The organism is Anoxybacteroides rupiense (genome assembly GCF_014196195.1).
In the GTDB taxonomy this organism is placed as follows: domain Bacteria; phylum Bacillota; class Bacilli; order Bacillales; family Anoxybacillaceae; genus Anoxybacteroides; species Anoxybacteroides rupiense.
Genome location: NZ_JACIDF010000011.1, coordinates 31,961 through 58,502 on the forward strand (window position 1 = coordinate 31,961; position 26,542 = coordinate 58,502).

A 26,542-nucleotide genomic window follows, 5' to 3' on the forward strand; every position below is an offset into this window, starting at 1 on the left:
GATGAATGAAAACATTAAAGCCGAGAAAACAGCACTTGTCGTCATTGATCTGCAAACAGGAATTGTCAATAGATCACATTCTCCTTACACAGGAGCACAAGTGGTTGAAAATGCCAGTAAATTAGTGCATGCATTCACGCAGAAGGGGGCTTTTGTTGTTCTCGTTAAAGTTTCCTCTCTAGATGGGAAGGATATGTTACAGCCGCCTGCAGACTTGAAAACCCAGTCGATCTCGTTTCCGGAAGGATGGGATCGTTTAGTGCCTGAATTCGATCAGATCCCAAATGTCCATGTAATCACCAAAAGACAATGGGGCGCATTTTATGGTACGGAGCTTGATTTGCAGCTGCGCCGCCGCGGAATTGATACGATTGTGTTATGTGGAATTTCTACTTCCATTGGTGTAGATACGACCGCACGGGAAGCATATCAGCATGGTTATCAGCAAATTTTTGTGGAAGACGCCATGACGGCTGCAACAAAAGAAGAGCATGAGTATGTTTGTCGATATATTTTTCCGAGAATCGGCCGAATTCGAACAAGTCAGGAAGTGCTTGAGCTTCTTGTTTAACATGCCCCGCCGAAAAATCTCCCACCTCTAAACGAAGTGAAGGTTATATGGAAGCAGCCAATCACTTATAAGCCCGATGTGGCGAAAAAGGATAAGTGATTTCAAACGGGCAGACATATGAAACGGGGTGCATCAAAACGAGGTCTATCATTTGTGACTCTTTCAACACACGCAGTGGATTTTGTCATGATCCTAAGCGTGTGTTTTTTGATATACGCTCATCCGCTTATCATCAAAGATGGAACTTATAACCGCCGCAAAAGCACCCTGTTTTTGCGGCGGCGGGAGGCAAGTCACTCGCTTGCCTCGGTTGTGCTCAAGTGTGATTCGACCGCTGAACAACCAGCCGCTTCTAGGCCCATTCATCGGTCCGTACGGGGTGTGGTTTAACTTGTTAAATATTGACGCATTATATTGTATCGATATGGTGTGAACTCCTCATAGCATCACGAGGAAGGAACGTATGAAATAACAAAATGCAAAATCGCCAGCGCTGAAGAGGGATTGATATATTTATGAGGGCGATCTCCTTTAAAGCGGATCGAGTCGAATTCTTCTAAATGATACGTTTGTCCGTCTACCTCCACTGCTAGTTGTCCAGACATAACCGTTATAAATTCAACCACCCCTGGCCGATGGGCTTCTGAAGTATATTCTCCATATGGCTGCAAATATCCGCGATACAGTTCCATAGAACCGTGGGAGTGAAATAACGGTTCAGCAATGAATACCTCATTGGAGCTGCTCAATTTAAGAGCATCCTGCTTCCTTGCGATGGAGACCTCTGCTTCGATCGATAATAGTGCCGTAATGGGAATATGGAGGCCATTGGCGATTCTCCAGATGACGGATAAGGTTGGATTGGCTTCTCCATGTTCAATTTTAAGTAGTGTTAATTTACTGACACTGGTTTGTTTAGCTAGTGCTTCGATACTCATTCCTTTACTGATTCGAAATTGCCGGAGATTGGCGCCGATGCGCTTTCCTACATTTTGTTCTTCAAAGGCTGCTTCCTTGTTCATGTTGACCTCCTTTATCAATAACATTGTATATTTCATTAAATGAAAAAGTATATTTTAATATACAAAATGTAATTTTTTATATTATAATATATTATAAGTATATTTTATTATATCAGCTTTTCCTCTCCTTATATATCTATACCATAAAGTTTTTCTTTGAAGGACAGGCGGGAATGAGCAAGTAGGGTTCATTTCAACATAAGGAGTGGTAAGTAAAATGAGCGATAAAAAGAAATCTTGGAGCGATGGGATAGCTGAAGCACTGCCACTGGCCATTGCGATCGGGGCATACGGATTGTCTTACGGTGTGCTGGCTGTACAAGCGCACTTTAGCTGGATCAGTGCGGTGGCGATGTCTATGTTTGTCTTTTCTGGCTCTGTTCAACTGATAACCGTGGCAATGCTTACTTCGGGAGCTAGTGTCGGCAGTGTTTTCGTTACCGCCACACTACTTAATTTGCGTAACTTATTATACGGAGCTGCTCTTGCTGAAGGCATTGCGCCCGCGAAGAAATGGCGCTGGCTGCTCTCCTTTGGTGTATCTGATGAACCTTTTGTATTAGGAAGCTCGCGGTTTAAGAAGTATGGACCGGATCCGCTTTATTTTGCGGTTGTGGCCGGAACCTTTTATTTTGTTTGGGTGGTCTCCTCATTGGTTGGTTCGCTCATGAGCAATCAAGCCGACCCGCAAAAATGGGGGCTGGATTTGGCCTTTCCGGTGACGTTTGCTGCTCTGCTCATTCCGGGCATTAGAGAAAAACCAGCGGTAGCGACAGCACTGGCTGCTGTCTTCATTGCGCTTGGGCTTGAAGCTTGGCAGCCAGGGAATGAGTGGACCATTATTGTGACTGGAATGGTCGCGCCGTTTGCGGGTCTTTATTGGAGCAGGGGGGATCGACAACATGCTTAACCATTGGCTTCTGATCGGTTTACTATCTGTTTCTACTTATCTGTCGCGGCTGCTCGGTGTGGAAGTAATGGCGGGGCGCCGGATGAGTCCAGTTTTACGCTTGTATTTTAGCTATGTGCCGATTGGCATTATGTCCGCACTTATTATCAAACAAGTTTTTCTTCCCGCAGGCGGGGAGCTAACCTTCTCGCCGCCTGTTTTGCTCGGCTGCTTAGCTGCGGCTATCGTGATGAAAATCAGCAACCTGTTTCTTCCTTCTGTTGTAGTTGGCGTTGTCATAGGTTGGTTTGTTCGCTATTTTGGAGGATAGGAGGACCGTGTTATATATTTGCAACCTATTCAAATTAAATCATTAACATACCTGAAATAGCCGACAAGGGAAATCGTATGCGAACATCCTGCATACGGTTTTTTTATCATATCGTACAATGGATATCTTGTCCTTTTTCAAGAATCAAGCGCCGTCGTCTCGGATTGCGCTTTTCTTATGAACAAAAGAAGTGAATGGGCGTGCCCGTGCTATTCTCCCAATCGCTGGAATATCATGTTATCATGGGCTGAATGAGCTCCATTGATAAGTCCAGTGATTTTTACATTTTGTATGACAAACGAAGAATAAGAGTTACATAATGTGTAATGAAATATAACATCAGACATCATTATAATAAAACATAATGAATATTTATTGTTTTCGGAATAATAAAAATATAAAAATGCCTGTTTGAAAGGAGCGAACGTTTTATATGGAAACACAAAAACGATTATTAGTCAATGGCGACAGATTGAAGGAAACATTGGAAACATTCGCTGATTTTGGCCGTACAGCTCATAACGGCGTTACACGATTAGCGTTGTCGAAAGAAGATCAGCAGGCGCGAAATTATTTTTGTGAATGCTGCAAACAGCTAGGAATGTCCATAAAAGTAGATGATATGGGAACCATTTATGCGACATTGCCAGGAGTAGAAAACAAGCCGCCCATTGTCATCGGTTCTCATCTCGATACGGTAAAAAAAGGCGGTCGCTTTGATGGGGTACTAGGGGTGGCCGCCGGTTTGGAAGTAGCCCGTACATTAGTAGAAAATCAAATTCAACCAAAAATTCCGCTGACGATTGTCAATTTTACCAATGAAGAAGGAGCTAGATTCGAGCCGTCCATGATGGCGTCAGGAGTTTTATCAGGAAAATTTGCGAAGGAAGTGATGCTGCAAAAGGCAGATGCGGACGGAGTGACGTTTGCGGAAGCCTTGAAAGCAAGCGGATATGCCGGGCAGCCGGAAAATCGTTTAACCGAGGCAACCGCTTTTATTGAACTGCATATTGAACAAGGGCCTATATTGGAACAAGAATCATTAACCATTGGCGTAGTGGAATGCGTCGTAGGCATGGTGTGTTATGAAATCGAGGTAACTGGAGAATCCAATCATGCGGGAACGACACCAATGACGATGAGAAAGGATGCCTTGTTTAAGGCTAACGAACTTATCATGGAAGCGCGCCGTCGGCTTGGATCACTTGATCAGGCGCTTGTCTTTACAATCGGTAGAATGGATGTCTCTCCTAATATTCATACGGTGATTCCAAACAAAGTCGTGTTTTCTCTGGAAGCGAGACATCAAAATCCGGATATCATCAAGCAGGTTGAAGGCATCATTCAAGGATTGACGCAGACATCGGAAGCGGATGGCTGCACGGTAACTGTAAAGAAATTGTGGGGACGGGATACGGTTTGGTTTGACAGCGGGCTTTGCCAACAGCTGGAGCAATCGGCTCGGTCGCTAGGATACTCATATAAAAGAATGGTAAGCGGAGCAGGGCATGATGCGCAATTTATCGCCAGTTATATACCGACGGCGATGATTTTTGTGCCGAGTGTTAAAGGAAAGAGTCATTGTGAAGAAGAGTTGACGGCGTGGGAGGATTGCGAAAAAGGCGTGAATGTTTTGCTTGATGCTGTTTGTGCACTGCAATCGATCTAAAACAGCGCTCTTGAAGGAGGAAGGGTTACAGCTGCTCTCGTTATATAGCAAAAAGATGTAAACAAATAGGATCAACGGAGACCGATTTCTTCTTCACAGATTCATGAAGCAAAAGGAGGGGTTTTGCTAGTTTCAAAGCTATTGAATGGGGCCGTGAAACGGTTCGTTCTTCGGCCCTCTAACCGTCGAACAGCTGCAGCACAAGATCCAGCGTTTATACCGGTGTACCGCGCGAATGGCCATACGAAACATTCTGGAGAATAGATGGCGAGTTCTGTGGTGAAGCTAGAGTCCGTTGAGAATGTATAAGGAAAAGGGAGGTATACCCATGGCGAAGAAGAGCAATTATTTGAAGTCTCCAGATTTGCTTCCGATTGGGCAGTCGGAAAGAAATATAGGAACGTTTGGCTTTGCTGTGATTTGGGTGGGAATGGCGATTGTGCTGGCTGCATTTGCCATTGGCGGATCGGCGATCCAAAGCTTGCCGCTATGGCTTGTCATCGTGGCTACGCTGCTAGGGTCTATCGGTATCGGGGTCTTTATGGTTATTATTGGGGATATTGGCGTCGAGCACGGGCTTTCCTTTCCTGTTTATATGAGGGCTCCGTTCGGAACCATTGGGACTCATATTCCTTCGATCGTGCGCGGAGTAACAGCCGCCTGCTGGTTTGGGATTAACACCTATTTTGGAGCTTCCGCTATGAACGGAATTTTACATTTATTAGTCGGATTTGATAATTGGTTTCTTTGTTTTCTTTTATTTGCGGCGGTCCAGCTCCTGAATACGGCACTCGGAATCAAATCAATTGAACGGTTTGCGGACTTAGCTGCGCCCATTATTATTTTAATTTCCTGTTGGATGTATATCGCCTTATCGGACCAAGCGGCAGAAGCGGGCAAAGACATTTGGTCATGGGTGGAAAGTCCGGCGACAGGAGGAGCCGCTTTTACAGCATTTATGATTATTGTGATGGCTAATATGGGCTTTTGGGGAACATTGGCGGCGGATATGCCGTCATTATCGCGGTTTTTTAAAGCGCCTGCGTATGAGCGCAACTGGTTTAAGCGCAATAAAACCCAGCTTGTGGGCAGTTTGATTGTTATGCCGATTTTTAATACATTTATGGTGACGATTGGAGCTGTATCTTATATGGCCGTTTCCAGCGCAGATCCTGTTGCGGCGTTGCAACAAACAGCCAGCGGCTTTATTCTTGGAATTTTACTGCTGATGATTGTGCTGGCGCAATGGTCTACGAATACGTCTGCGAATGTCATCCCGGCGGCGACGATTTTTTCCAATGTCGGCGGTCCCAAGGTGCCGTTTTGGGTGGGAGTGATAGTGGCCGGAATCATTGGAATTCTCGCTCAGCCATGGAGTTTGTTTGATGTGCTCAACACCGCATTATTGATTATTGGCGCCATTTTATCTTCCATTGTTGGCATTTTGTTCGCTGATTATTATTTGCTTCGCAAGCGGCGAGTCAATGTAGCAGAGCTTTACGAAATGAATGGGCAATACCGGTATCACAAGGGCTTTAACTGGGCCGGCATGATCGCTTGGATCGGGGGAGGGCTTATTGCGAATCTGTTTCCGGCCTATTCGTCGCTTGTCGGCTTTGTAGCCGGTGCGCTCTTTTATTATGTGCTGGCCAAATATTGGTGGTTTAAAAAATATCCTCAAGCGGAAATGGAAGAGCCGAGGGATGAGAAATATTTGGGGATCACTGTTGGACGCGACTGGCACATCGCGACAGATGAAGAAGCTTATATGGCGCCAGAAATCGCTCATTCACCAGCGATGGAGGCGAAGGAAAATTAAGAGATAAGTTCAGCGGAATCTTGACGTTTCTTCCTTCATATTTCTATTGTTGGTGTTACATTTGTATGACACGGTGCCATTCGTCGTTGAAAGGGGCAAGCGAAGAGCTTGGCTCTTTTTTTATGGCAGTGGGTCAATCCTGAAGACTGCTGCGTTTTTATATAATATAACAACCATATGCGTGACACATTCATTCGTTCACCGCAAATCATCCATGCATCCATGCCGAATCATTATGGAAAAGCGAAAAAGGTAACGTTTTTTGATAGGCTGTTGTCGCTCGTTTCGTTTATAATATAGTGATAGAAACTTCCTGTTCCCTGCTTTTGGCTGAGTACTGCCGGGGGCTCATGGGAAAGGGATGATAAAAAGATCATTCATATCTATTTTCATTCTGTAGGGTAAAGGGGAATCGGGATATGTTGCAAAAAGCCTTAACGATTGCTGGCTCCGATACAAGCGGCGGTGCCGGCATTCAAGCAGATTTAAAAACGTTTCAAGAGCTTAATGTATATGGAATGACGGCTCTTACGACCATTGTCACAATGGATCCAGAAACCTGGCAGCACCGAGTATTTCCATTAGGAACGGATGTGCTAGAATCTCAATTGCAGACTGCCTTTTCTGCTGGGATCGATGCCTTGAAAACAGGAATGCTCGGTTCGGTGGAGGTCATTGAGTTAGCGGCAGCCTATATTGACAAATACGAAATGGAGCGAGTGGTGATTGATCCAGTTATGGTATGCAAAGGGGAAAATGAAGTGCTCCATCCTGAAACAACCGACGCTTTGCGGGATGTCCTTGTCAAGCGTGCGCTCATTGTAACTCCGAACCTATTCGAAGCGAGCCAGCTGGCAAAAAGCGAACCCATTCGAACATTGGATGATATGAAACAAGCGGCCACGACTATTTATGAACTGGGCGCAAAGTATGTATTAATTAAAGGCGGCAAGCAATTGCAGCACGAAAAAGCCATTGATTTATTGTATGACGGAAAAGAATATCGCCTATTTGAAGCAGAAAAAGTAGAAACAACGTTTAATCACGGCGCTGGCTGTACGTATGCTGCGGCCATTACAGCTGAGCTTGCGAAGGGCCGGACTGTCGAAGATGCCGTTGGATTGGCCAAGCAATTTATCTCAAAAGCGGTCCGCCATGGCTTCCGTCTCAATGATTTTGTCGGTCCGGTGATGCATGCGGCCCACCGCCGTTTTTAACACATCCACCGAGAGTCTCTCACCTCTAAACGAAGTGAAGGTGGTGGAGGTTCATAAGCACGACTATAATAGGACTCATGGCCCCTTATAGCCTTAGCTGTTTTTCCGGCTAAGGCTATATCCGCTTTTCATGGTATCTCTATTTCCTTCTTTATCGTTCGTATTCAACAAAACCTTCTTTGACATGTAAATCCTTCTCTCTATTTGTCAAACATGATTTATTTTTTGTAGGCGTTTGTACAGTACAGATATTAAAACAGAAATTTAGTCTATATTTTAAAAGTTTTATCGTTCTCTTTCTTGAACTAAGGAGAAAATTAACTAAAAAAGCTAGATTGACTAGGCGGAAACTTGTTTTACTGTTTATTACTTAGTAAATCGCTGTCCTTTTTCTTGTATTCGGAAAATTGTCTATTTATAAATCAGGAATCTATCCATGTGCAGCAAACAGGAAATCACATATAATTCCATTGATAATAATTATCATTTTTATCATTTGTATTTTACGAGGATAGTAGATGAAAAACTAGAAATATAATCTATTGGAACTGGTTGATATGACCAAATTGCCAATTAATACTAAAGTTATTTTCTACAGAATGGGGCCAATGTAGCATTTTTTTGCTAATATCGAAAATGCATTGACGTGGAGATGCTGTTTATGTAGCATAGTTAGTGAAGAATTTTCGATAATGATAATCATTATCAATAATGGTATGTATTTGCAACCATTTGATAATGATGATGACCATTTCTGTTTGTTTGGTTTTATGTAAAAATGCTCGACGCAGTTAGCTGAAATCAGCAAAGATGCTGGGAAGGCATGCTTCGCTAGTTGTCATTCATTGACCCATGGGCGGGAAAGGAGTGAAAAGGATGGATCAATGCGGAATAGCAGGAAAAGTGGCTCTTGTTACCGGCGCTGCCCAAGGAATTGGCGAGGCGGTAATAAGGGCTTTTGTTAAGCAAGGGGTGCTGGTTGCGGCTGTTGACCGAAATGGTGAACGATTAGATGCCCTTGTTTCTGAATTGCAGGGACAAGGTTATCGGGTGCAATCGTTTTTGGCCGACGTAGCGAATCGCACTCAAGTGGATGAAGTAGTGGAGAAAGTGGAGCAGAGTTTAGGTCCGATCGAGATTTTAGTCAATGTTGCCGGCATTTTGCGGACAGGGCCTGTAAACAGCTTGACGGATCAAGATTGGGAAGAGGTATTCAAGGTCAATGCAACAGGTGTTTTTTATGTGTCTCGTGCTGTGAGCCGGCGTATGATTCCTCGCCGCTCGGGCGCGATTGTAACAGTAAGCTCAAACGCAGCGACGACGCCACGGATGTCAATGGCTGCTTATGCAGCGTCAAAAGCGGCTGCAACGATGTTTACGAAATGCCTTGGTTTAGAGTTGGCTCCTTATCACATTCGCTGCAACGTAGTTTCTCCTGGTTCGACTGAAACCGATATGCAGCGAGCGATGTGGACAGATGACAATGGGGCCAATAAAGTGATCGCTGGCTCATTGGAGGAATACCGCCTTGGCATTCCTTTAAAAAAGCTGGCGCAGCCTTCAGATATTGCTGATGCGGTTCTATTCCTTGCTTCTGAGCAATCACGCCATATTACACTGCATGATCTCAGAGTAGATGGAGGCGCTACGTTAGATTCATAACATTCCATGGAGGGAACGACGGATGCAAACAAAAACAATGAATCATGCTACAGCTGAACAGCTGCTTGCTGAATATAAAGCGGGGGCCTCTTTTTTTCTAGCTTCGCCGCGGCAAACTCTGTTAGCTCAAGGAATGGTTGCGGTTGTGCCAACGAATGGCTATGAAAATGAAAAAGCACAAATAATGAATCATATCAAACAAGTGTTAAAAAGGGTAAAACAGCAGGGAATCAGTCATCATCCTATGGTGGTGGGCGCCATTCCTTTTGACCATCTGTATCCCGCTCAATTGATGGTGCCTTCAGAGGTGGAATGGGCCGGTCCGCTGTCCTTTGGCCAATGGAAGGAGCCGATTGAACAGCAGACAGATCGAGAATATAAGGTAACCCCCATTCCATCACCGGAAGGCTATAAGGATGCAGTGGGACAAGGATTGCAGCGCATCAAAGCAGGGGATCTTCGCAAAATCGTTTTATCAAGATCCCTTCAGCTTACTTCAACCCAAAAGGTTGATATTCCGCGACTTTTGCGGCAGCTGGCTGTACATAATCCAACAGGCTATACATTTGCTGCGGCCTTGCCAGATCGTGTTGTACGTGCTGATGCAGCGCCCCACGAAATCACCGGGAATCGCACGCTTGTTGGAGCGAGTCCGGAACTGCTCGTTGCCAAATCTGGCATGCAGGTGATCGCGAATCCATTAGCAGGTTCAGCGCCGCGCAGCAGCGATCCAGAAGAAGATCGGCGACGCGCTCAGGAGCTTCTGTCTTCAGCGAAAAATCGCCATGAGCATGCAGTTGTCATCGAAGCGGTAGCAAATGCGCTCAGACCGTTTTGCAAGACATTGGATGTGCCGGAAGAGCCTTCGCTGATTCATACAGAAACGATGTGGCATTTATCCACGGTTATTCGCGGCGAACTATCTTCATCGTCGATTACTTCGCTTGATTTGGCGTTTGCGCTTCATCCGACCCCAGCGGTTTGCGGCACGCCGACCCCAGTAGCGAAGCAGGCCATTCAAGAGATTGAACCGTTTGAACGCGGCTTTTTTACCGGAATGGTAGGATGGTGCAACGAAGAGGGAGATGGAGAATGGATCGTAACGATTCGTTGTGCCGAAATTGAAGATCATACGCTTCGCTTGTTTGCCGGTGCTGGTGTTGTAGAAGGGTCAAAGCCGGAGGAAGAATTGGCGGAAACATCGGCTAAGTTTCGCACCATGTTGTTAGCGATGGGATTAAATGACGACATTCTTAAGTAAGTACGGAGGGGAAAGCCATGTTAAGCGGATGCGTTGCCTGGCCAAAAGAATTGGCTGATTTTTATCGTAAGGAAGGATGCTGGGCGGGTGAAACGTTCGGCGATATGTTGCGGCAAAGAGCAATGAAGTATGGTGAACGGATTGCCGTTACCTCTCGAAAAAGACAGCTTACATATCAAGAGCTTGATCGGCGAGCGGACCAGCTTGCGGCGGGACTTTATCAAATGGGGATTCGCCCGAAGGATCGCGTGGTTCTTCAATTGCCTAATCAAGTGGAATTTTTTGAAGTATGCTTTGCCTTATTTCGCTTGGGGGCGCTTCCTGTCTTTGCCTTGCCTTCCCATCGATTCAGTGAAATTCGCTATTTTTGCGAGTTTAGCGAAGCGGCCGCCTATATTATTGCTGATCAGCATGCGGGATTTGATTTTCGATCACTTGCCCGGCAGGTAAAGGCAGCTGTTCCAACATTGAAGCATGTCATCGTCACAGGAGAAGCAGAAGAGTTTCTATCATTAGAAGACTTGTTTATCGAGCCGATTGAGCTCCCTATTGTCCGTTCCAGCGACATTGCGTTCTTTCAATTATCGGGCGGCAGCACAGGGTTATCAAAAATGATTCCGCGCACTCATGATGAGTATATTTACAGCCTGCGCATCAGTGCGGAAATTTGCCAGTTAAATCAAGATAGCATCTACCTTGCTGCTCTGCCGATGGCTCATAACTACCCGCTTAGCTCACCAGGAGTGCTAGGAACGTTGTATGCTGGCGGAAGAGTGGTTTTGTCGGAAAGTCCTAGCCCAGATGAGGCGTTTCCGCTGATCCAGCAGGAAAAGGTGACCATTACGGCGCTTGTGCCGCCGCTCGTTTGGATTTGGCTTGATGCCGCCTCTTCCCGGCAATATGATTTATCGAGCTTGCAAGTTTTGCAGGTCGGCGGTGCTAAATTTAGTGCGGAAGTGGCGAAAAGAGTTCAGCCTGTGTTGGGTTGCAAGCTGCAGCAAGTATACGGTATGGCTGAAGGGCTCGTTAATTATACGAGATTAGACGATCCGGAGGAAATTGTGATTCATACGCAAGGAAGGCCGATGTCACCATACGATGAAATCCGCATTGTTGATGAGGAGGATCGCGAAGTGGAACCGGGAGAAGTGGGTGAGCTGTTAACAAGGGGACCTTATACGATCCGCGGCTATTATAAAGCGGAGGCGCATAATGCAAAAGCGTTTACTTCTGATGGATTTTACCGAACGGGTGATTTAGTGCGAATGACTCCGTCCGGCTACTTGGTGGTGGAGGGGCGCGTAAAGGATCAGATTAACCGGGGCGGTGAAAAAATCGCCGCTGAGGAAATGGAAAATCACCTTCTTGCTCATCCTGCGGTACGCGATGCGGCAATTGTCTCCATGCCTGATGAATTTCTTGGCGAACGGTCATGCGCTTTTATTATTCCGCGTGATGCGTCCTTGAAAGCGACGGAATTGAGAGCATTTTTGCGAGAGCGTGGGGTAGCCGCCTTTAAAATACCGGATCGAATTGAGTTTGTTGATTCATTTCCAAAGACGCCTGTTGGAAAAATCAACAAAAGAGAATTGCGCAAAAGGATTACTGAAAAGCTGCAAGCATCTCAAAAGACAACGGTATAACCATAGAGAAAGGAAGTGGTCAGATGGGTATTCCAGCTATTCCAGCTTATCCGATGCCTTTGTTGTCAGAATTGCCGAAAAATAAAGTGTTATGGACACTTGACCCTAAGCGGGCTGTTTTATTGATCCACGATATGCAAAATTATTTTCTTGACGCTTTTACTCCAAACGCTTCTCCTTTAGTGGAGCTTGTAAGCCATATTCAACAGATTAAACAGGAATGCAAAAAGCTAGGAGTGCCTGTCGTTTACTCGGCACAGCCAGGAGGGCAAGCCCCGGAGGAGCGCGGATTGCTTCAAGATTTTTGGGGAAAAGGCATTGCCGACGATCCTTATCAAAAAGGAATTATTGATGATCTAGCGCCGGATGCCGATGATATCGTTCTGACCAAATGGCGGTATAGCGCATTCAAAAAGACGAATCTTTCTGAAATATTAAAAGAACAAGGGAGAGATCAGTTAATCATTTGCGGAGTTTACGCTCATATTGGCTGCTTATTAACAGCTAGCGATGCTTTTATGCAAGATATCCAAGTCTTTTTTGTCGCCGATGCAGTGGCTGATTTTTCGCGTGAACAGCACCAAATGGCGATCCAATATGCGGCCAGCCGTTGCGCATTTACCATGTCTACGCAGCAGCTTCTTGGGGTGTTAAAAAGAGCGCAAAATCCGCTGCCGCTCAGCTTAGAAGATGTGCGGCGTCAGGTAGCCGAGCTTCTGCAAGAGGAAGCGGCTGATCTTTCCGATCAAGAGAATTTAATCGACAGAGGATTGGACTCCATTCGCATTATGAGTTTAGTAGAAAAATGGAGAAGAGCGGGAGCAGAAGTTACCTTTGCGGATCTTGCTGCGCGGCCGACTCTTTCCGATTGGTGGAATTTATTATATTTTCCACGAGAAAAGGTGCTATCTCACCAAGATTCGTAGTAAAGGAGGCCGAATCCATGTCCATGAATCAGCGTCTGCGTTTGCCTTTATCGGGGGCGCAAGCGGGTATTTGGTTTGCTCAACAGCTCGATCCAGCAAATCCTATCTATAATACAGGAGAATACGTTGAAATTCACGGGCCGGTTGATCCGGCTCGCTTTGAACAAGCATTGCGTCATGTGTTGGTCCAAGCAGAATCATTGCACGCTCAATTTGGCGAAGATGAAAATGGGCCATGGCAGATCATTGATCCTTCGCCGGATTTCCCATTTTATTTCATCGACGTGAGCACAGCCGCAAATCCGGAGTCTGAAGCGCTTTGTTGGATGAAAAAAGATCTATCTAAACCGGTAGATTTAAAATGCGATCCGCTTTTTACGGAAGCGTTATTTAAGCTTTCTGATCAGCGCTTTTTCTGGTATCAGCGCATTCATCATATTGCCATCGATGGCTTTGGATTTTCACTGATTGCCCAAAAAGTAGCGGAGACTTATACGGCGCTTATGAACGATCGAATGATCGCTGCTGATGAAGCCTTTGCTTCATTTCGTGAGGTGATAGAAGAAGAGAAAGTTTATCATGCCTCTGAGCAATATGAGCGTGACCGCCAATTTTGGTTAGAGCGTTTTCGCGATCAGCCTGAAGCCGTAAGCCTTTCTGATCGAGCGGCGCGCGCTTCGCATACGTTTATTCGGAAAACCGTCCATTTATCCGTCGCTCAAACCGAACGGTTGAAACAATCGACTCAATATTGGAAAGCGGGATGGCATGAGCTTTTCCTTGCGGCAACCGCTCTTTATCTTCATCGGTTGACAAGCGCCACCGATGTTATTCTTGGCTTGCCGATGATGAATCGCTTAGGTTCCGTGGCGTTGAATGTGCCGGCTATGGTGATGAATCTAGTTCCGCTTCGTCTGCATCTGCATGCAGATATGAAAATGTCACAGCTATTAAGCACTGTTCGCCAGGAAATCAAAGAAATCAAGCAGCATCATAAATATCGCCATGAGCAGCTGCGCCGCGATTTGAAGCTATTAGGGGAAAATCAACGCCTATTTGGCGTGCAAGTCAATATTATGCCGTTTGACTATGGATTGCGTTTTGACGGATATCAAGGAATTACGCATAACCTTTCAGCTGGGCCTGTGGATGATTTGGCGATTAATGTATACGACCGAACAGATGGAAATGGTCTAAGAATTGATTTTGATGCAAATCCGGAGATTTATCAAGCTGATGACCTTGCCATTCATCAATCTAGGTTTTTACAGCTTTTGGAGACGCTCACAGTGTTGCAAGAGGATGTGACAATTGGAAGTGTAGAGCTGCTGCTTGAGCAAGAACGCCGCCAAGTCATCGAAATATGGAACGAGACGGCACGGCATCATTCAGAAGCAAGTTTTTTACAGTTGTTTGAAAAACAAGCACAGCAACATCCAGAAGCGATGGCGGTCATTTGCGAAAATCAAATGCTTCGTTATCAAGAGCTGAATGAACAAGCCAATCGTTTGGCCCATTTACTTGTAGAAAAGGGAGCAGGCCCCGAACAGTATGTAGCATTGGCTCTGCCGCGTTCCGCTGATATGGTTATCGCGATGCTAGCGGTGCTAAAAGCAGGTGCAGCCTACCTGCCGATTGATCCTGAATATCCAAAAGAGCGCTTAGCCTTTATGCTTGATGATGCGGAACCGCTTTGCATCATTACAAACTCAGCGACACAACCGAAATTATCGGCGATTTCTCCGCTTTCAATGATTGTGCTTGATCATCCAGAAACCGAAGAGGCAATCAAACGCTATCCTAGCACAAATGTTGAAAATGGGCGCTCTGCTCTTCATCCGGCCTATGTTATTTATACGTCTGGCTCAACAGGAAAGCCAAAAGGAGTGGTTGTGCCATTCCAAAACCTAAATAACTTTTTATTTGCCATGCAAGACAAATTTATGCTCAATGAGCGTGACCGTTGGCTGGCAGTGACAACGATTGCCTTTGATATTGCTGCTTTAGAAATCTTTCTCCCATTAATGAGCGGAGCAAGATTAATCGTAGCGAAAAAAGAAGCCATTCATGATCCGCAAACGCTCGCTGCGCTGATTTCTAATGAAGAGATTACGATCATGCAGGCGACGCCGACACTTTGGCATATGCTTGTGACGTATCATCCAGACAGCATCGCCGGGTTGCGGGTGCTTGTTGGAGGAGAAGCGTTGCCAAGCAGCCTTGCATCGGCTTTGGATCAGCTCGGGTGCGAGATCACGAATTTATACGGACCGACGGAGACAACGATATGGTCCACGATGGCGACTTTGCAGCAGGATGATATTCTCGCTCCTGCGATTGGTAAACCTATTTGGAATACACAAGTGTATGTTTTGGATCGTCATCTGCAGCCCGTTCCTCCTGGGGTAGCTGGTGAACTATATATTGCTGGCGAGGGGGTAGCGAGAGGCTACTTGAAACGGCCGGATTTGACCGCCGAGCGTTTTGTCGCTAATCCATATGGCCCACCAGGAAGCCGCATGTACCGGACAGGGGATCTTGTACGTTGGCGCAAGGATGGCTCTTTAGATTATATCGGGCGTGTCGATTATCAAGTGAAGCTGCGCGGCTTCCGCATTGAGATCGGTGAAATTGAAGCCATATTAACCAAATATGATGAGGTAGAGCGGGCGGTAGTCGTGGCTCGTGAAGATCAACCAGGCGATCCGCGATTGGTGGCTTATCTCATTCCTCGCGGTTCAAAAGGCGCGCTTGATCTTGCCGAACTGCGGCTTTATGTCAGCGAAAAGCTGCCAGATTATATGGTCCCATCGGCCTTTATGATTTTAGAGGAATTTCCGCTGACTCCAAACGGAAAAATTGATCGCAAGGCGCTGCCGGTTCCAGATTGGACGGTGACAATGAAGGGACGCAAGCCGCGAACACCGCAAGAAGAAATTTTATGTGAGCTTTTTGCTGAGGTGCTTGATTTGTCGGCAGTGGGCATTGACGATAACTTCTTTGAACTGGGAGGTCATTCGTTGCTGGCCGCGCGCTTAATCAGCCGCATCCGCGATGTGTTGGGCGTGGAGCTGGCGATCGGCAAGCTGTTTGAATCACCGACGGTGGCGAGCCTTGTTCATCATCTAAAGGAAGCGGCGCACGGGAAGCCGCCAGTGAAAGCGTATGCTCATAAAGACGAGATTCCTCTATCATTTGCTCAGCGGCGTTTATGGTTTTTACATCATTTAGAAGGTCCAAGCCCTACGTATAATATACCGGTCGTTGTGCATTTAACAGGCGCGCTTCAAATTGCTGCTTTGCGCCAAGCTTTATATGATGTGGTGGAACGGCATGAAACGTTGCGGACTATTTTCCCGGATCGTTCTGGCACTTCAAGGCAAATCGTTTTGGAACCGCATCAAGCACGTCCGGAGCTGATCGTTCAAGAAATTAGCGAAAATGAGTTATCTCGCGTGCTAAATGAGGCGGTGCGTTATAGCTTTGATTTAACAAAAGAGCCGCCCATTCGAGCGCAACTGTTTGTGCTTGGAGCGAATCGATATGTGCTGCTGCTTTTAATGCACCATATTGCAGCAGACGGCTGGTCGCTCACTCCGCTGACTCGTGACTTGGCTAGCGCTTACCGCGCGCATTGCCAGCAGCAAAAAGTGGATTGGCCACCTTTGCCAGTCACATATGCTGATTATGCTCTTTGGCAGCAGGGATTTTTAGGAAACGAAAACCATCCGGATCATCTCGTTGCTAAACAGCTGGATTACTGGAAGCAGACGCTTGCTGACTTACCTGAAGAGCTGGAGTGGTCGACTGACTATCCGCGCCCTGCAGAGTCCAGCTATGAAGGGGGAGTTGTCGAATTCAAGCTCGATGCGGAGCTCCATCAACGGCTATTAGCTTTGGCGCGTGAGAATAAAACAAGCTTATTTATGGTGCTTCAAGCGGGCTTTGCCGCTCTTCTCACTCGGTTGGGAGCGGGAACAGATATTCCGATCGGCAGTCCAATCGCAGGAAGAAACGACGATGCACTGGAAGACCTTGTGGGAATGTTTATTAATACGCTTGTGCTGCGTATGGATACATCAGGGAATCCAAGCTTCCGCGAGCTGCTTGCTAGAGTGAAGCAAGTGAATCTATCAGCTTATGAAAATCAAGATCTTCCATTTGAACGATTAGTGGAGGTTTTAAATCCGGTTCGTTCGCGGGCCAAGCACCCACTATTCCAAGTCATGTTTGTATTTCAAAATACACCGGAGCCAAAGTTGGAGTTGCAAGGTCTGGAAAGTCGATTAGAGGTTCGCAGCGTCGGTTCTGCCAAATTTGATTTGACGCTGGAGCTTCGCGAAAACCGGATGGGAGATGGCTCGCCAGCTGGATTAATAGGTTTATTTGAGTATAGCCGAGATTTATTCCAGCAGGAGACCGTTGAACGATTTGCCAAGCGGTTATGTCAGCTTCTTAAAGAAGTGGTGACGAATCCAGAATTGCCGATTGGACAAATTCATATGCTGCTGCCAGAAGAACGCAAGCTCCTTCTAAATCAAGCAGAGCATCGACAGCGGCATCTGTCTGCGGAAACCCTGCCAGCTTTATTTGAAAAACAAGTCCAAAGAGTTCCAGATGCGACAGCCGTTGTTTTTGAAGATCAAAAGCTTAGTTATGCCGAGCTAAATAAAAAAGCGAATCAGCTGGCTCATTTTCTCATCAGTAAAGGAGTGGGCCCAGAAAGAGTAGTCGCTCTTGCGTTGCCGCGTTCATTGGAAATGGTGATCGGCATTTTAGCGGTATTGAAGGCGGGAGGCGCTTACTTGCCTTTAGATCCGAATTATCCTGAAGATCGCATTGCCTATATGATGGAAGATGCGCAGCCGATGTATGTGATTGCCAATCAGCAAATGGCCGTTAAGCTTCCGCGTACGCCGAATGTGGAGCATATCGTAGTCGATGCGGAGCATGTTGTGGGGCAAATTGGCCACTATCCGGAAACGAATCCGAATGATGCGGATCGAATCGAAGCTTTATCACCGTATCATATGGCTTATATCATCTATACTTCTGGCTCAACAGGAAAACCAAAAGGCGTGATGATTCCGCATCAAAATGTAGTTCGGCTTTTCCGGTCGACGGAGCATTGGTTCCAATTTTCCGAAAATGATAGTTGGACATTATTCCATTCTTATGCGTTTGACTTTTCCGTTTGGGAGATTTGGGGACCGTTCTTATATGGCGGACGTCTTGTTGTCGTTCCGCACCATGTAAGCCGTTCACCGAAGGAGTTTCTTCAATTGCTCGTGGAGCAAAACGTCACGGTTCTTAATCAAACGCCATCCGCTTTTTATCAGCTGATGCAGGCGGATCGGGAAAACAGCGAATGGTCGAAGCAGCTTTCCTTGCGCTTTGTGATTTTTGGTGGAGAAGCATTGGAGTTGAGCCGTTTAGAAGATTGGTATGAGCGGCACCCTGAGAATCAGCCGAAGCTGATTAATATGTACGGTATTACGGAAACGACGGTGCATGTCAGCTATATTGAATTGGATCGAACGATTCTTTCTCTGAAAGGGAACAGCTTAATTGGTTGCAGCATTCCTGATTTAGAGGTGTATGTATTAGATGATCAGTTGCAGCCGGTTCCGCCGGGAGTGATTGGCGAGATGTATGTGGCTGGAGCTGGATTAGCAAGAGGATACTTAGGGCGCCCTGATTTAACCGCTGAACGCTTTATTGCTAATCCATTTGGACCGTCGGGCTCAAGAATGTATCGCACGGGCGATTTAGCAAAATGGCGCGTAGATGGGACTTTGGATTATATTGGTCGAGCCGATCATCAAGTTAAAATTAGAGGCTATCGAATTGAGTTGGGAGAGATTGAGGCGGTTTTAGCAAAACATCCTCAAATTGCCCAAGTAGCTGTTATTGTTCGGGAAGATCAGCCGGGGGATAAACGGCTTGTAGCCTACATTGTGCCTGCAAAGGATGCCGTGTTTGAATCATCCGAGCTGCGGAAATATGTTGCGGCTAGCCTGCCTGATTATATGATTCCATCCGCTTTTGTCATGATCGAAGCTTTGCCGTTAACTCCGAATGGTAAATTGGATCGCAAAGCGTTACCAATGCCTGATTTAGCGATCGAAGTGAATGGGCGCGGGCCGCGAACACCTCAAGAGGAGATGTTATGTGACCTCTTTATGGAGATTCTCCGCTTACCGCGTGTCGGCATTGACGATGGATTCTTTGAACTTGGAGGCCATTCACTCTTGGCCGTTCAGTTAATGAGCCGTATTCGTGAGACGTTTGGAGTCGAGCTGAGCATAGGTGATTTATTTGAAGCTCCTACCGTTGCGGGTCTTGCTGAGAAATTAGAAATGGGAAGCAGTCATAATGCGTTGGATATATTGTTGCCATTGCGAGCTTCTGGTACAGAGCCTCCGCTATTTTGCGTACACCCAGCGGGAGGTCTTAGCTGGTGCTATGCAGGATTGATGACATCGATCGGAACGGAATATCCAATATACGGATTGCAGGCTCGAGGTATTGCGAAAGCTGAGAGATTGCCAGAGACATTAGATGAGATGGCTGCTGATTATATTGAGCAAATGAAGGCTGTTCAGCCTAAAGGACCATATTACTTATTAGGATGGTCGCTAGGCGGAAATGTCGTGCATGCGATGGCGACACAGCTGCAGCAGCAAGGAGACGAGATTGCACTTCTAGTGATGTTAGACGCATACCCTAGCCACTTTTTACCGATTGCTAAGGCACCGGATGAGCAAGAGGCCTTGATTGCATTGCTTGCTTTAGGAGGATATGATCCGGATAACATGGATGGGAAGCCGTTGAATTTGGAGAATACGATTGAGATGCTTCGGGGTGACGGTAGTGCGCTAGCTAGCTTAGAAGAGTCCACCATCTTCAATCTTAAAAACACGTATGTAAATTCTGTCCGTATTTTAAGTGAATATATGCCACGGTGCTATAAGGGAGATCTCCTATTCTTCCGCTCAACCATTATTCCGGAATGGTTTGATCCAATCGAGCCGGAGGCATGGCTACCATACATCGATGGCCGAATCATTCAATATGATATCGAATGCCGCCATAAGGATATGTGCCAGCCTGGGCCATTGGCTGAAATTGGCCGCGTTCTTGCTGATCAATTAAGAAATAAAGTGATTTCATTCCAATGAATGGAGGGAGAGGTATAAAATGACCAACCCTTTTGAAAATCAAGATGGGACCTATGTTGTCTTAATCAATGGGGAAGGCCAGTACTCGCTCTGGCCGTCCTCCATTGCGGTTCCTTCCGGTTGGAAAATTGTGTTTTCAGAAAATACACGTGCCGCTTGCCACGATTATATTCATACACACTGGACGGACATGAGGCCTAACAGTTTGCGAGAAATCAAAAAATAAAATAGATCATCCGCCTAGACCGTGGATCAAGTTCAGTAGCTTCAACACTTGTCGTAGAGCAGTGGCTTCTGTGGACTCTTCCACCTACACCTGATGAATAGGTTAAATAAAAACTTAACGACTTTAACTTGGCAATGAACGGTGCCAAATCGGAGTTGAGCAGGAAAGGATCAAGCCCTTAGAACACCTGCTTAACTCTTCTTTTATTTTCCACACGATCAAGCAAAACGGAAATGAGAGAGGAGAATGGTTGCCGTGGTGGAATGGGAAATAGCGAATTCAGTTCCTCATTTAACGAAGCATGCGTGCCAGGTTTGGCTCGCTAACATCCGCGATCTACAATCGTGGCATATTCGATTGCTGAATGCGGAGGAAAAGGAAAGAGTACAATCATTTCGGAAAGAGCAAGATCGAGCTCGTTTTATGATCGGTTGTGTATTAAGTCGCTTTGTATTAGCGGCGCAGCTCAATATGGCTCCGCATGAAGTGCCGATTGATCGTACTTGCTCGGCTTGTCGTAAGGCTCATGGCCGTCCGCAGCTGCCTGACCGTTCATTGCAATGGTCGATTTCTCATTCCGGTGAGAGAGTTCTCGTTGCTTTTACAGCTGGCATCCCCGTTGGTGTCGACATTGAGTGGATGGATGACTCTCACGCTTTAGATGTAAGGCAAATGGCCAATGAAGTGCTAGCAGAGGAAGAAAAATATCATGTGCTTCAAGCATCACCTCAGGAGCAAAAGAGGGCTTTTTATACATATTGGACAAGGAAAGAAGCGATATTGAAAGCAACGGGCAAGGGATTGCAAATTTCTCCATTGCATGTGATCGTATCTGCGCCTTATCAAACCCCACGGTTACTTTATTTGAAAGATGACCCTGATTGCCTAAACCGTGCAACGATGTATCCATTAGAGATTGATAACGGTTATGTGGCCTCATTAGCTTTGCTGGATGAAGCGAGCCAAAAAATAGAACGATATGATTCTGGAAGGTTGCTGAGGGAAGGGTTTGGTTGGAAAGATGAGTATAATAAATAAAGATGTGAATGATTGAGAAGGGATGGATAAGGCTGTTCTCAACAGGAGAACAACCTTGTTTTTTTGCCGTGTGTCTGCGTGTTCCTGATCTTCGTGTGTTGAAAACACCCTATTCTCTTTCTTTTCAGATGCTATCTATATCAAATAGTTGAACTTGAATGGGAGTATATTGTGAAAAAGGGAATGATTTGATATAATTATTATAATAATGATAATCATTATCAAACGCTAAATAACAATGAATGGTCAAAGCTCGAATAAAATCGCTCTTTTTCATGTATAGATGCAGAAGCAAGAAGGAGGGAGAAAGATCATGGTCCAATTTGAAATGATCAAGCAAGAGGCCGATGAGTTTGCTTGGGATCGCTCGTTTTTTAGAATGCGGGAGATGCAGTTTATCAAAGAAGAAGGCGATTGGCGGATCGAACAGCAGCTTACAACTTCTCATGTACTGATGATCGTTAAAGGTGGACAAGGACATTTTATGTTAAATAGTCACAGGTATCGACTGCGGCAGAATACCGCTTATATGTGCTCCCCTGGTGATACATATGGAATTGAAATAGAAGCAAGAAGTAAAATGTTCTTGTTTAAGTTTGACGTGTTTCAACGGAAAGGTTCAGGATATGAGTGCCTATCCGATCACGGGGAATGCTTCTTTCCGTTACAGGGGGAAATCCCTGTGTTTCCTGCGGATCGGCTGATCTCGTTATGTGATGAAATTTATGATCATTGGCGAAGCGAGGATGAACTGGAACGGTTTCGCTGCCAGCTTGCTTTCCAAGAGCTGTTTTATTATATCATGAAGCATCGTTCGCCTTTTCCTAAAGAATCACGAACATCGCTAGAGGCCGCTAAGAACTATATGGAGCGTTATTTTTATGAGAATTTGACGATTGAACGATTGGCAAGGATATCCAATATTAGTCCTAAATATTTTGTCGATTTGTTCAAAAAAACGTATGGAATGAGCGCAATGGATTATTTAACAGAGCTTCGGCTGAATAAGGCGAAGCGTCTGATGGCGCAATCTGACGCTAAACTGCGTGATATCGCCCATCAGGTTGGTTATCATGATGAATTTTACTTTAGCCGTAAATTTAAAAAGAAGGTAGGGGTTACGCCGACCGCTTATATGAAAAGCCGCCGGCGAAAAATTGCTGCTTATACGTCTCCGATTACCGGCCAATTGCTTGCATTAAAGATTATTCCTTATGCGGCGCCGCTTCATCCGAAATGGACGGCTTATTATTATAAAATGTACCGTGACGATATTTCTGTCCCTCTCAGTGCTTATCGCAAAAACCAAGATTGGGAATCGAAAGTTGAGGCTCTGTCCCATGAGCGGCCGGATGTGATTATTAGCACAGACGATCTCGAAAAGATGGAGAAGGCGAGGCTTGAACAGATTGCTCCTATTTTTTATGTTCCGTGGACTGAGAAAAACTGGCGGGAGCAGCTGATGCTGACGGCTGAATTTTTAGGAGAAGAGAAGGAAGCAGAGAACTGGCTTCAAATGTATGATCGAAAGGTGAAGTTTGCTAGACAACAGCTAAAGCGAGAAGTAGGAGAGGACACATTTTTGGTCGTGCGAATCTCGAAGCAGCATTTATATGCTCATTGCAATCGTGGCATGTCAGAGGTGTTTTATCAGGATTTGCAAATGAATGCCGCGTATCCTAAGAGCGGTGCTTACAACGAGCCGATTGCGCTCGATCAGCTTGCTCAAATAGATGCGGATCGTTTGTTGCTATTAATTAGGCAGGAAGAAGAAACGTTAGCTTTTTGGAATCAATTGCAATATTCACTTCCATGGCAAGAGCTGAAAGCGGTTCGCCATCATCAAGTATATGTGCTTCCTTCCGATCCGTGGGTGGAGTACTCGGCATATGCCCATGATCGAATTATTGATGAATCGTTAAAGTTTTTTTCTGGAATTTGTCCAAAATGAATTTCGGATACTGTCCATGTTCAGGGTGGAAGATCTAAATTATAATCATAAATGATAATCATTATCACCTAGAGGATGAGGGGAGGACTTAAGAGAGACATGAAGAGAAACTATCTTTATCTAGGTCTGATAGCTCTACTTATTTTAGTATTAAGCGCTTGCGGCGCGAAAGAATCATCAGCGCCTGAAAAATCGGGGGATCGCTCGAATAAAAAACAAGAAACACAAGCAGATCCAAATGAAAAGCATACGATTCATTATCTTGGAAAAGATTACACAGTTCCGGTCAAAACGGATAAAATCGTTATCACTGGAAGCATGGAAACCATGGAAGATGCGCTTGTGTTAGGAGTAAAGCCGCTTGGGGGCATTACGGTTGGCGGCAAGTTCCCAGAAATGTTTAAGGACATTACAGGCTCTACTGTCTCTATCGGTGAGAAAGCGCAGCCTAATATTGAGGAAATTTTAAAATTAAAACCAGACGTTATTTTCTCGACGACAAAATTCCCGCCAGATGTTGCACAAAAACTGGAAAAAATAACAACAACGATCCCGGTTTCTCACATCTCAACAGATTGGGAAGCGAATTTGCGTGTGTTGGCAGAAGTTACTGGAACACAAGACAAAGCTGATGAAGTATTAAACCAATATAAAAAAGACTTAGAAGAAGCGAAAGCGAAGCTAGGAGACAAGCTAAAAGATAAAAAGGTCGTGGCGGTTCGCATTCGCAGCGGAAATATTATGATCTATCCGCCAGATGTATTTTTCAATCCTTCGCTATATACGGATTTAGGACTGACCGTACCTCAAGAAATTCAAAATGCGAAAGCCCAGGAAATGATTTCTTTAGAGAAATTTAGCGAAATGAATCCGGACTATATTTTTGTGCAATTCTCAGAAGATGAAAATAAAAACAATCCTAAAGCACTTGAAGAGCTGCAAAACAATCCAATTTGGAAAAGCATCAATGCTGTGAAAAATGATAAAGTGTTCGTCAACGTTGTCGACCCGCTTGCACAAGGCGGCACAGCGTGGAGCAAAATCAATTTCTTGAAAGCAGCTGTGGAGAAGCTCGGCAACGAATAATACAAGGCAGGTAGCGTCAATATGCAATTAAGAATTTCTCCGTCAGCCCTGATTTTATGGCTTTCACCGGTTGCGATGGTGTTTATCATCATCGCATCTATTTTGTATGGGGCCAAAAATATAGATGCGTGGACTGTTTGGAAAGCGATAGTTGATTTTGACCCGAATAATGTGAATCATCAAATTGTCAGGCATTCCAGACTGCCAAGAGTGATCGGTGCTCTTTTGATTGGTGCATTCCTTGCGATTTCAGGAGCGATTATGCAAGGGATGACAAGGAACTATTTAGCGTCTCCCTCCATTATGGGGGTTTCAGATGGTTCGGTTTTTGCGATTACACTTTGCATGATTATTCAGCCGGGCGCTTCTTCGCTTGAGATGATCATGTACTCGTTGGTTGGTTCAGCTGTTGCCGTAGGCTTCGTGTTCTGGATGGCCTCCGTCCTGCCCAATGGAATGTCGCCTGTTCGAATGGCGATTATTGGAACGATTATCGGAACATTTTTGAGCAGCATATCAGCCGCTCTCTCTTCTTATTTTCAAGTTTCACAGGATGTGAGCTTTTGGTACAATGCCCGGCTGCATCAAATGGACCCTCATTTAATTAAATTGGCAGTGCCCTTTGCCATTGTTGGCCTTGCTATTGCCATCATAATCTCTAAATCGATTACTATTTTGTCGTTGGGAGAGGAAATATCGGTCAGCTTAGGTCAGAAAACGATGGTGATCAAGGCCTTGGCGATCGCCAGCGTGGTTATCTTGACAGGCATTTCGGTTGCTTTGGCTGGCAATATCGGTTTCGTTGGTTTAATTATTCCTCATATGACAAGGTTTTTAGTAGGAGTTGATTATCGCCGAATTATTCCTTGTGCCGGTGCTCTTGGGGCGATCTTTTTGGCGCTTTCCGATATTTTAAGCCGATTTTTGAATTATCCGTTTGAAACACCGATCGGGGTCGTTACAGCTTTGATTGGTGTGCCTTTCTTCCTCTATTTAATTTATACGAGAGGGGGAGGAAAGGATGCTTAATCATTCAGCCAAGCGCTATTGGTTGGTTTTATTTAGTAATATTGTAATTATATTGTTGGCCATTTATATTAGTCTAACAAATGGAATATTTGATATAACCGTTCAAGATGTCTTAAAAACACTACTGCGAATTGATCCGGTTCCGGAGCATGATTTGGTGATTTTGGATTTCCGTCTGCCGCGTATTGTCATTGCTGCGTTGGTCGGTTTTGGCTTGGGAATTGCCGGAGCGACCATCCAAGGAATTAGCCGGAATGGTTTGGCTGATCCAGGAATTTTGGGCATTAATGCTGGAGCTGGAGCCATGATCGTCATTTTTATGCTTTTCTTTGGAGGGCGCATGACAGTGGAAAGCGATTGGTTATCAATTTTAGCGATGCCGCTGTTTGGATGGGTTGGCGGATTGGGTGCCGCCCTGCTGATTTATCTATTTGCTCGACAGAATGGCCATTTAGATACGCAGCGCCTCATTCTTGTGGGAATTGCCGCGGGGTCTGGCTTTGGGGCTCTATCCTTATATTTATCGTTAAAGATGAATCCACAGGATTTTGAAATGGCGACGGTATGGCTGGCGGGAAGCATTTGGAACGCCAATTGGCAATATATTGTTGCCATGTTGCCGTGGATCATTCTGCTGGTGCCGATTATTATAAGCAAAGCTTATATTCTCGATTTGTTCCAATTGGGGGAAGATAGTGCAAAAAGCTTAGGGGTTTCTACTGAAAAGGAAAAAAATATATTGCTACTGACGAGTATTGGTATTGTCAGTGCGTGCGTGTCTGTGTCTGGAAACATCGGCTTTGTTGGTTTGATTGCTCCCCATATCGCCAAGCGTCTCGTCGGCATTTATCATCAGCGCGTCATCCCTATTAGCGGAACGATTGGCATGTTGCTAGTAGTGGTTTCAGACTTTATTGCTAAAACGGTTTTTGCACCTGTCGAACTGTCTGTCGGAATTGTCATCGCCATCATTGGCATTCCTTACTTCGTGTACTTGCTATTTAAAACGAAAGTGTAAGCG

At 45.4% G+C, this 26,542-nt stretch carries 19 protein-coding genes; 18 read left to right on the forward strand and 1 reads right to left on the reverse strand.

Translation table 11 applies throughout. The features are described 5' to 3' along the window. The first annotated feature begins 1 nt into the window (after position 1). On the forward strand, positions 2-571 hold the full coding sequence (locus GGQ95_RS15390) for a hydrolase (protein WP_044742601.1): 570 nt from the start codon (positions 2-4) through the stop codon (positions 569-571). A 446-nt stretch (positions 572-1,017) separates the two neighbouring features. Here the strand turns inward: GGQ95_RS15390 and GGQ95_RS15395 are convergent, their stop codons facing one another. Beyond that, the gene (locus GGQ95_RS15395) at positions 1,018-1,593 is read right to left on the reverse strand and encodes a helix-turn-helix domain-containing protein (protein ID WP_183187098.1); all 576 of its coding nucleotides are present in this window, start codon (positions 1,591-1,593) and stop codon (positions 1,018-1,020) included. A gap of 217 nt (positions 1,594-1,810) precedes the next feature. Between GGQ95_RS15395 and GGQ95_RS15400 the strand changes: the two genes are divergently transcribed. The 17 genes from GGQ95_RS15400 to GGQ95_RS15480 all read left to right on the forward strand — a co-directional run bounded on the left by GGQ95_RS15400 (position 1,811) and on the right by GGQ95_RS15480 (position 26,539). Further along, positions 1,811-2,503, forward strand: coding sequence for an AzlC family ABC transporter permease (locus GGQ95_RS15400; protein WP_183187099.1), 693 nt, complete (start codon positions 1,811-1,813; stop codon positions 2,501-2,503). Continuing rightward, the gene (locus GGQ95_RS15405) at positions 2,496-2,813 is read left to right on the forward strand and encodes an AzlD domain-containing protein (RefSeq protein WP_183187100.1); all 318 of its coding nucleotides are present in this window, start codon (positions 2,496-2,498) and stop codon (positions 2,811-2,813) included. The genes GGQ95_RS15400 and GGQ95_RS15405 overlap by 8 nt, the downstream gene beginning before the upstream one ends. 433 nt (positions 2,814-3,246) lie before the next feature. Then, positions 3,247-4,482, forward strand: coding sequence for a Zn-dependent hydrolase (locus GGQ95_RS15410; protein WP_183187101.1), 1,236 nt, complete (start codon positions 3,247-3,249; stop codon positions 4,480-4,482). A 123-nt stretch (positions 4,483-4,605) separates the two neighbouring features. Continuing rightward, a complete protein-coding gene (locus GGQ95_RS15415) occupies positions 4,606-4,746 on the forward strand; it encodes a hypothetical protein (protein WP_183187102.1) in 141 nt (46 codons plus the stop codon). A 64-nt stretch (positions 4,747-4,810) separates the two neighbouring features. Continuing rightward, complete coding sequence (locus GGQ95_RS15420; RefSeq protein WP_183187103.1) at positions 4,811-6,301, forward strand: NCS1 family transporter; 1,491 nt, start codon at positions 4,811-4,813, stop codon at positions 6,299-6,301. A 419-nt stretch (positions 6,302-6,720) separates the two neighbouring features. Continuing rightward, positions 6,721-7,518, forward strand: coding sequence for a pyridoxine/pyridoxal/pyridoxamine kinase (pdxK, locus tag GGQ95_RS15425; RefSeq protein ID WP_183187104.1), 798 nt, complete (start codon positions 6,721-6,723; stop codon positions 7,516-7,518). Between the two features lie 876 nt (positions 7,519-8,394). Then, the gene (locus tag GGQ95_RS15430; RefSeq protein ID WP_183187105.1) at positions 8,395-9,180 is read left to right on the forward strand and encodes a 2,3-dihydro-2,3-dihydroxybenzoate dehydrogenase; all 786 of its coding nucleotides are present in this window, start codon (positions 8,395-8,397) and stop codon (positions 9,178-9,180) included. A gap of 22 nt (positions 9,181-9,202) precedes the next feature. Further along, positions 9,203-10,441, forward strand: coding sequence for an isochorismate synthase DhbC (gene dhbC, locus GGQ95_RS15435; RefSeq protein WP_183187106.1), 1,239 nt, complete (start codon positions 9,203-9,205; stop codon positions 10,439-10,441). Between the two features lie 17 nt (positions 10,442-10,458). Further along, a complete protein-coding gene (locus GGQ95_RS15440; RefSeq protein WP_044742592.1) occupies positions 10,459-12,084 on the forward strand; it encodes a (2,3-dihydroxybenzoyl)adenylate synthase in 1,626 nt (541 codons plus the stop codon). A gap of 23 nt (positions 12,085-12,107) precedes the next feature. Then, complete coding sequence (locus GGQ95_RS15445) at positions 12,108-13,010, forward strand: isochorismatase family protein (RefSeq protein ID WP_066148967.1); 903 nt, start codon at positions 12,108-12,110, stop codon at positions 13,008-13,010. Between the two features lie 17 nt (positions 13,011-13,027). After that, the gene (locus GGQ95_RS15450; protein WP_183187107.1) at positions 13,028-20,191 is read left to right on the forward strand and encodes a non-ribosomal peptide synthetase; all 7,164 of its coding nucleotides are present in this window, start codon (positions 13,028-13,030) and stop codon (positions 20,189-20,191) included. Between the two features lie 19 nt (positions 20,192-20,210). Then, positions 20,211-20,417 carry an MbtH family protein gene (locus tag GGQ95_RS15455; protein WP_183187108.1) on the forward strand — a complete coding sequence of 69 codons (207 nt, stop codon included), beginning with the start codon at positions 20,211-20,213 and terminating at the stop codon, positions 20,415-20,417. Positions 20,418-20,663: 246 nt separating this feature from the next. After that, complete coding sequence (locus GGQ95_RS15460) at positions 20,664-21,455, forward strand: 4'-phosphopantetheinyl transferase family protein (protein WP_221212132.1); 792 nt, start codon at positions 20,664-20,666, stop codon at positions 21,453-21,455. 313 nt (positions 21,456-21,768) lie between these two features. Then, complete coding sequence (locus tag GGQ95_RS15465; protein WP_183187109.1) at positions 21,769-23,406, forward strand: AraC family transcriptional regulator; 1,638 nt, start codon at positions 21,769-21,771, stop codon at positions 23,404-23,406. A 99-nt stretch (positions 23,407-23,505) separates the two neighbouring features. Beyond that, positions 23,506-24,492: an ABC transporter substrate-binding protein gene (locus tag GGQ95_RS15470; protein ID WP_183187110.1), complete on the forward strand. Its 987-nt coding sequence runs from the start codon at positions 23,506-23,508 to the stop codon at positions 24,490-24,492. 21 nt (positions 24,493-24,513) lie between these two features. Continuing rightward, positions 24,514-25,521 (forward strand): FecCD family ABC transporter permease, encoded by a 1,008-nt coding sequence (locus GGQ95_RS15475; protein ID WP_044742586.1) that lies wholly within the window; start codon positions 24,514-24,516, stop codon positions 25,519-25,521. Further along, positions 25,514-26,539 carry a FecCD family ABC transporter permease gene (locus tag GGQ95_RS15480; RefSeq protein WP_044742585.1) on the forward strand — a complete coding sequence of 342 codons (1,026 nt, stop codon included), beginning with the start codon at positions 25,514-25,516 and terminating at the stop codon, positions 26,537-26,539. The genes GGQ95_RS15475 and GGQ95_RS15480 overlap by 8 nt, the downstream gene beginning before the upstream one ends. Positions 26,540-26,542 lie beyond the last annotated feature (3 nt).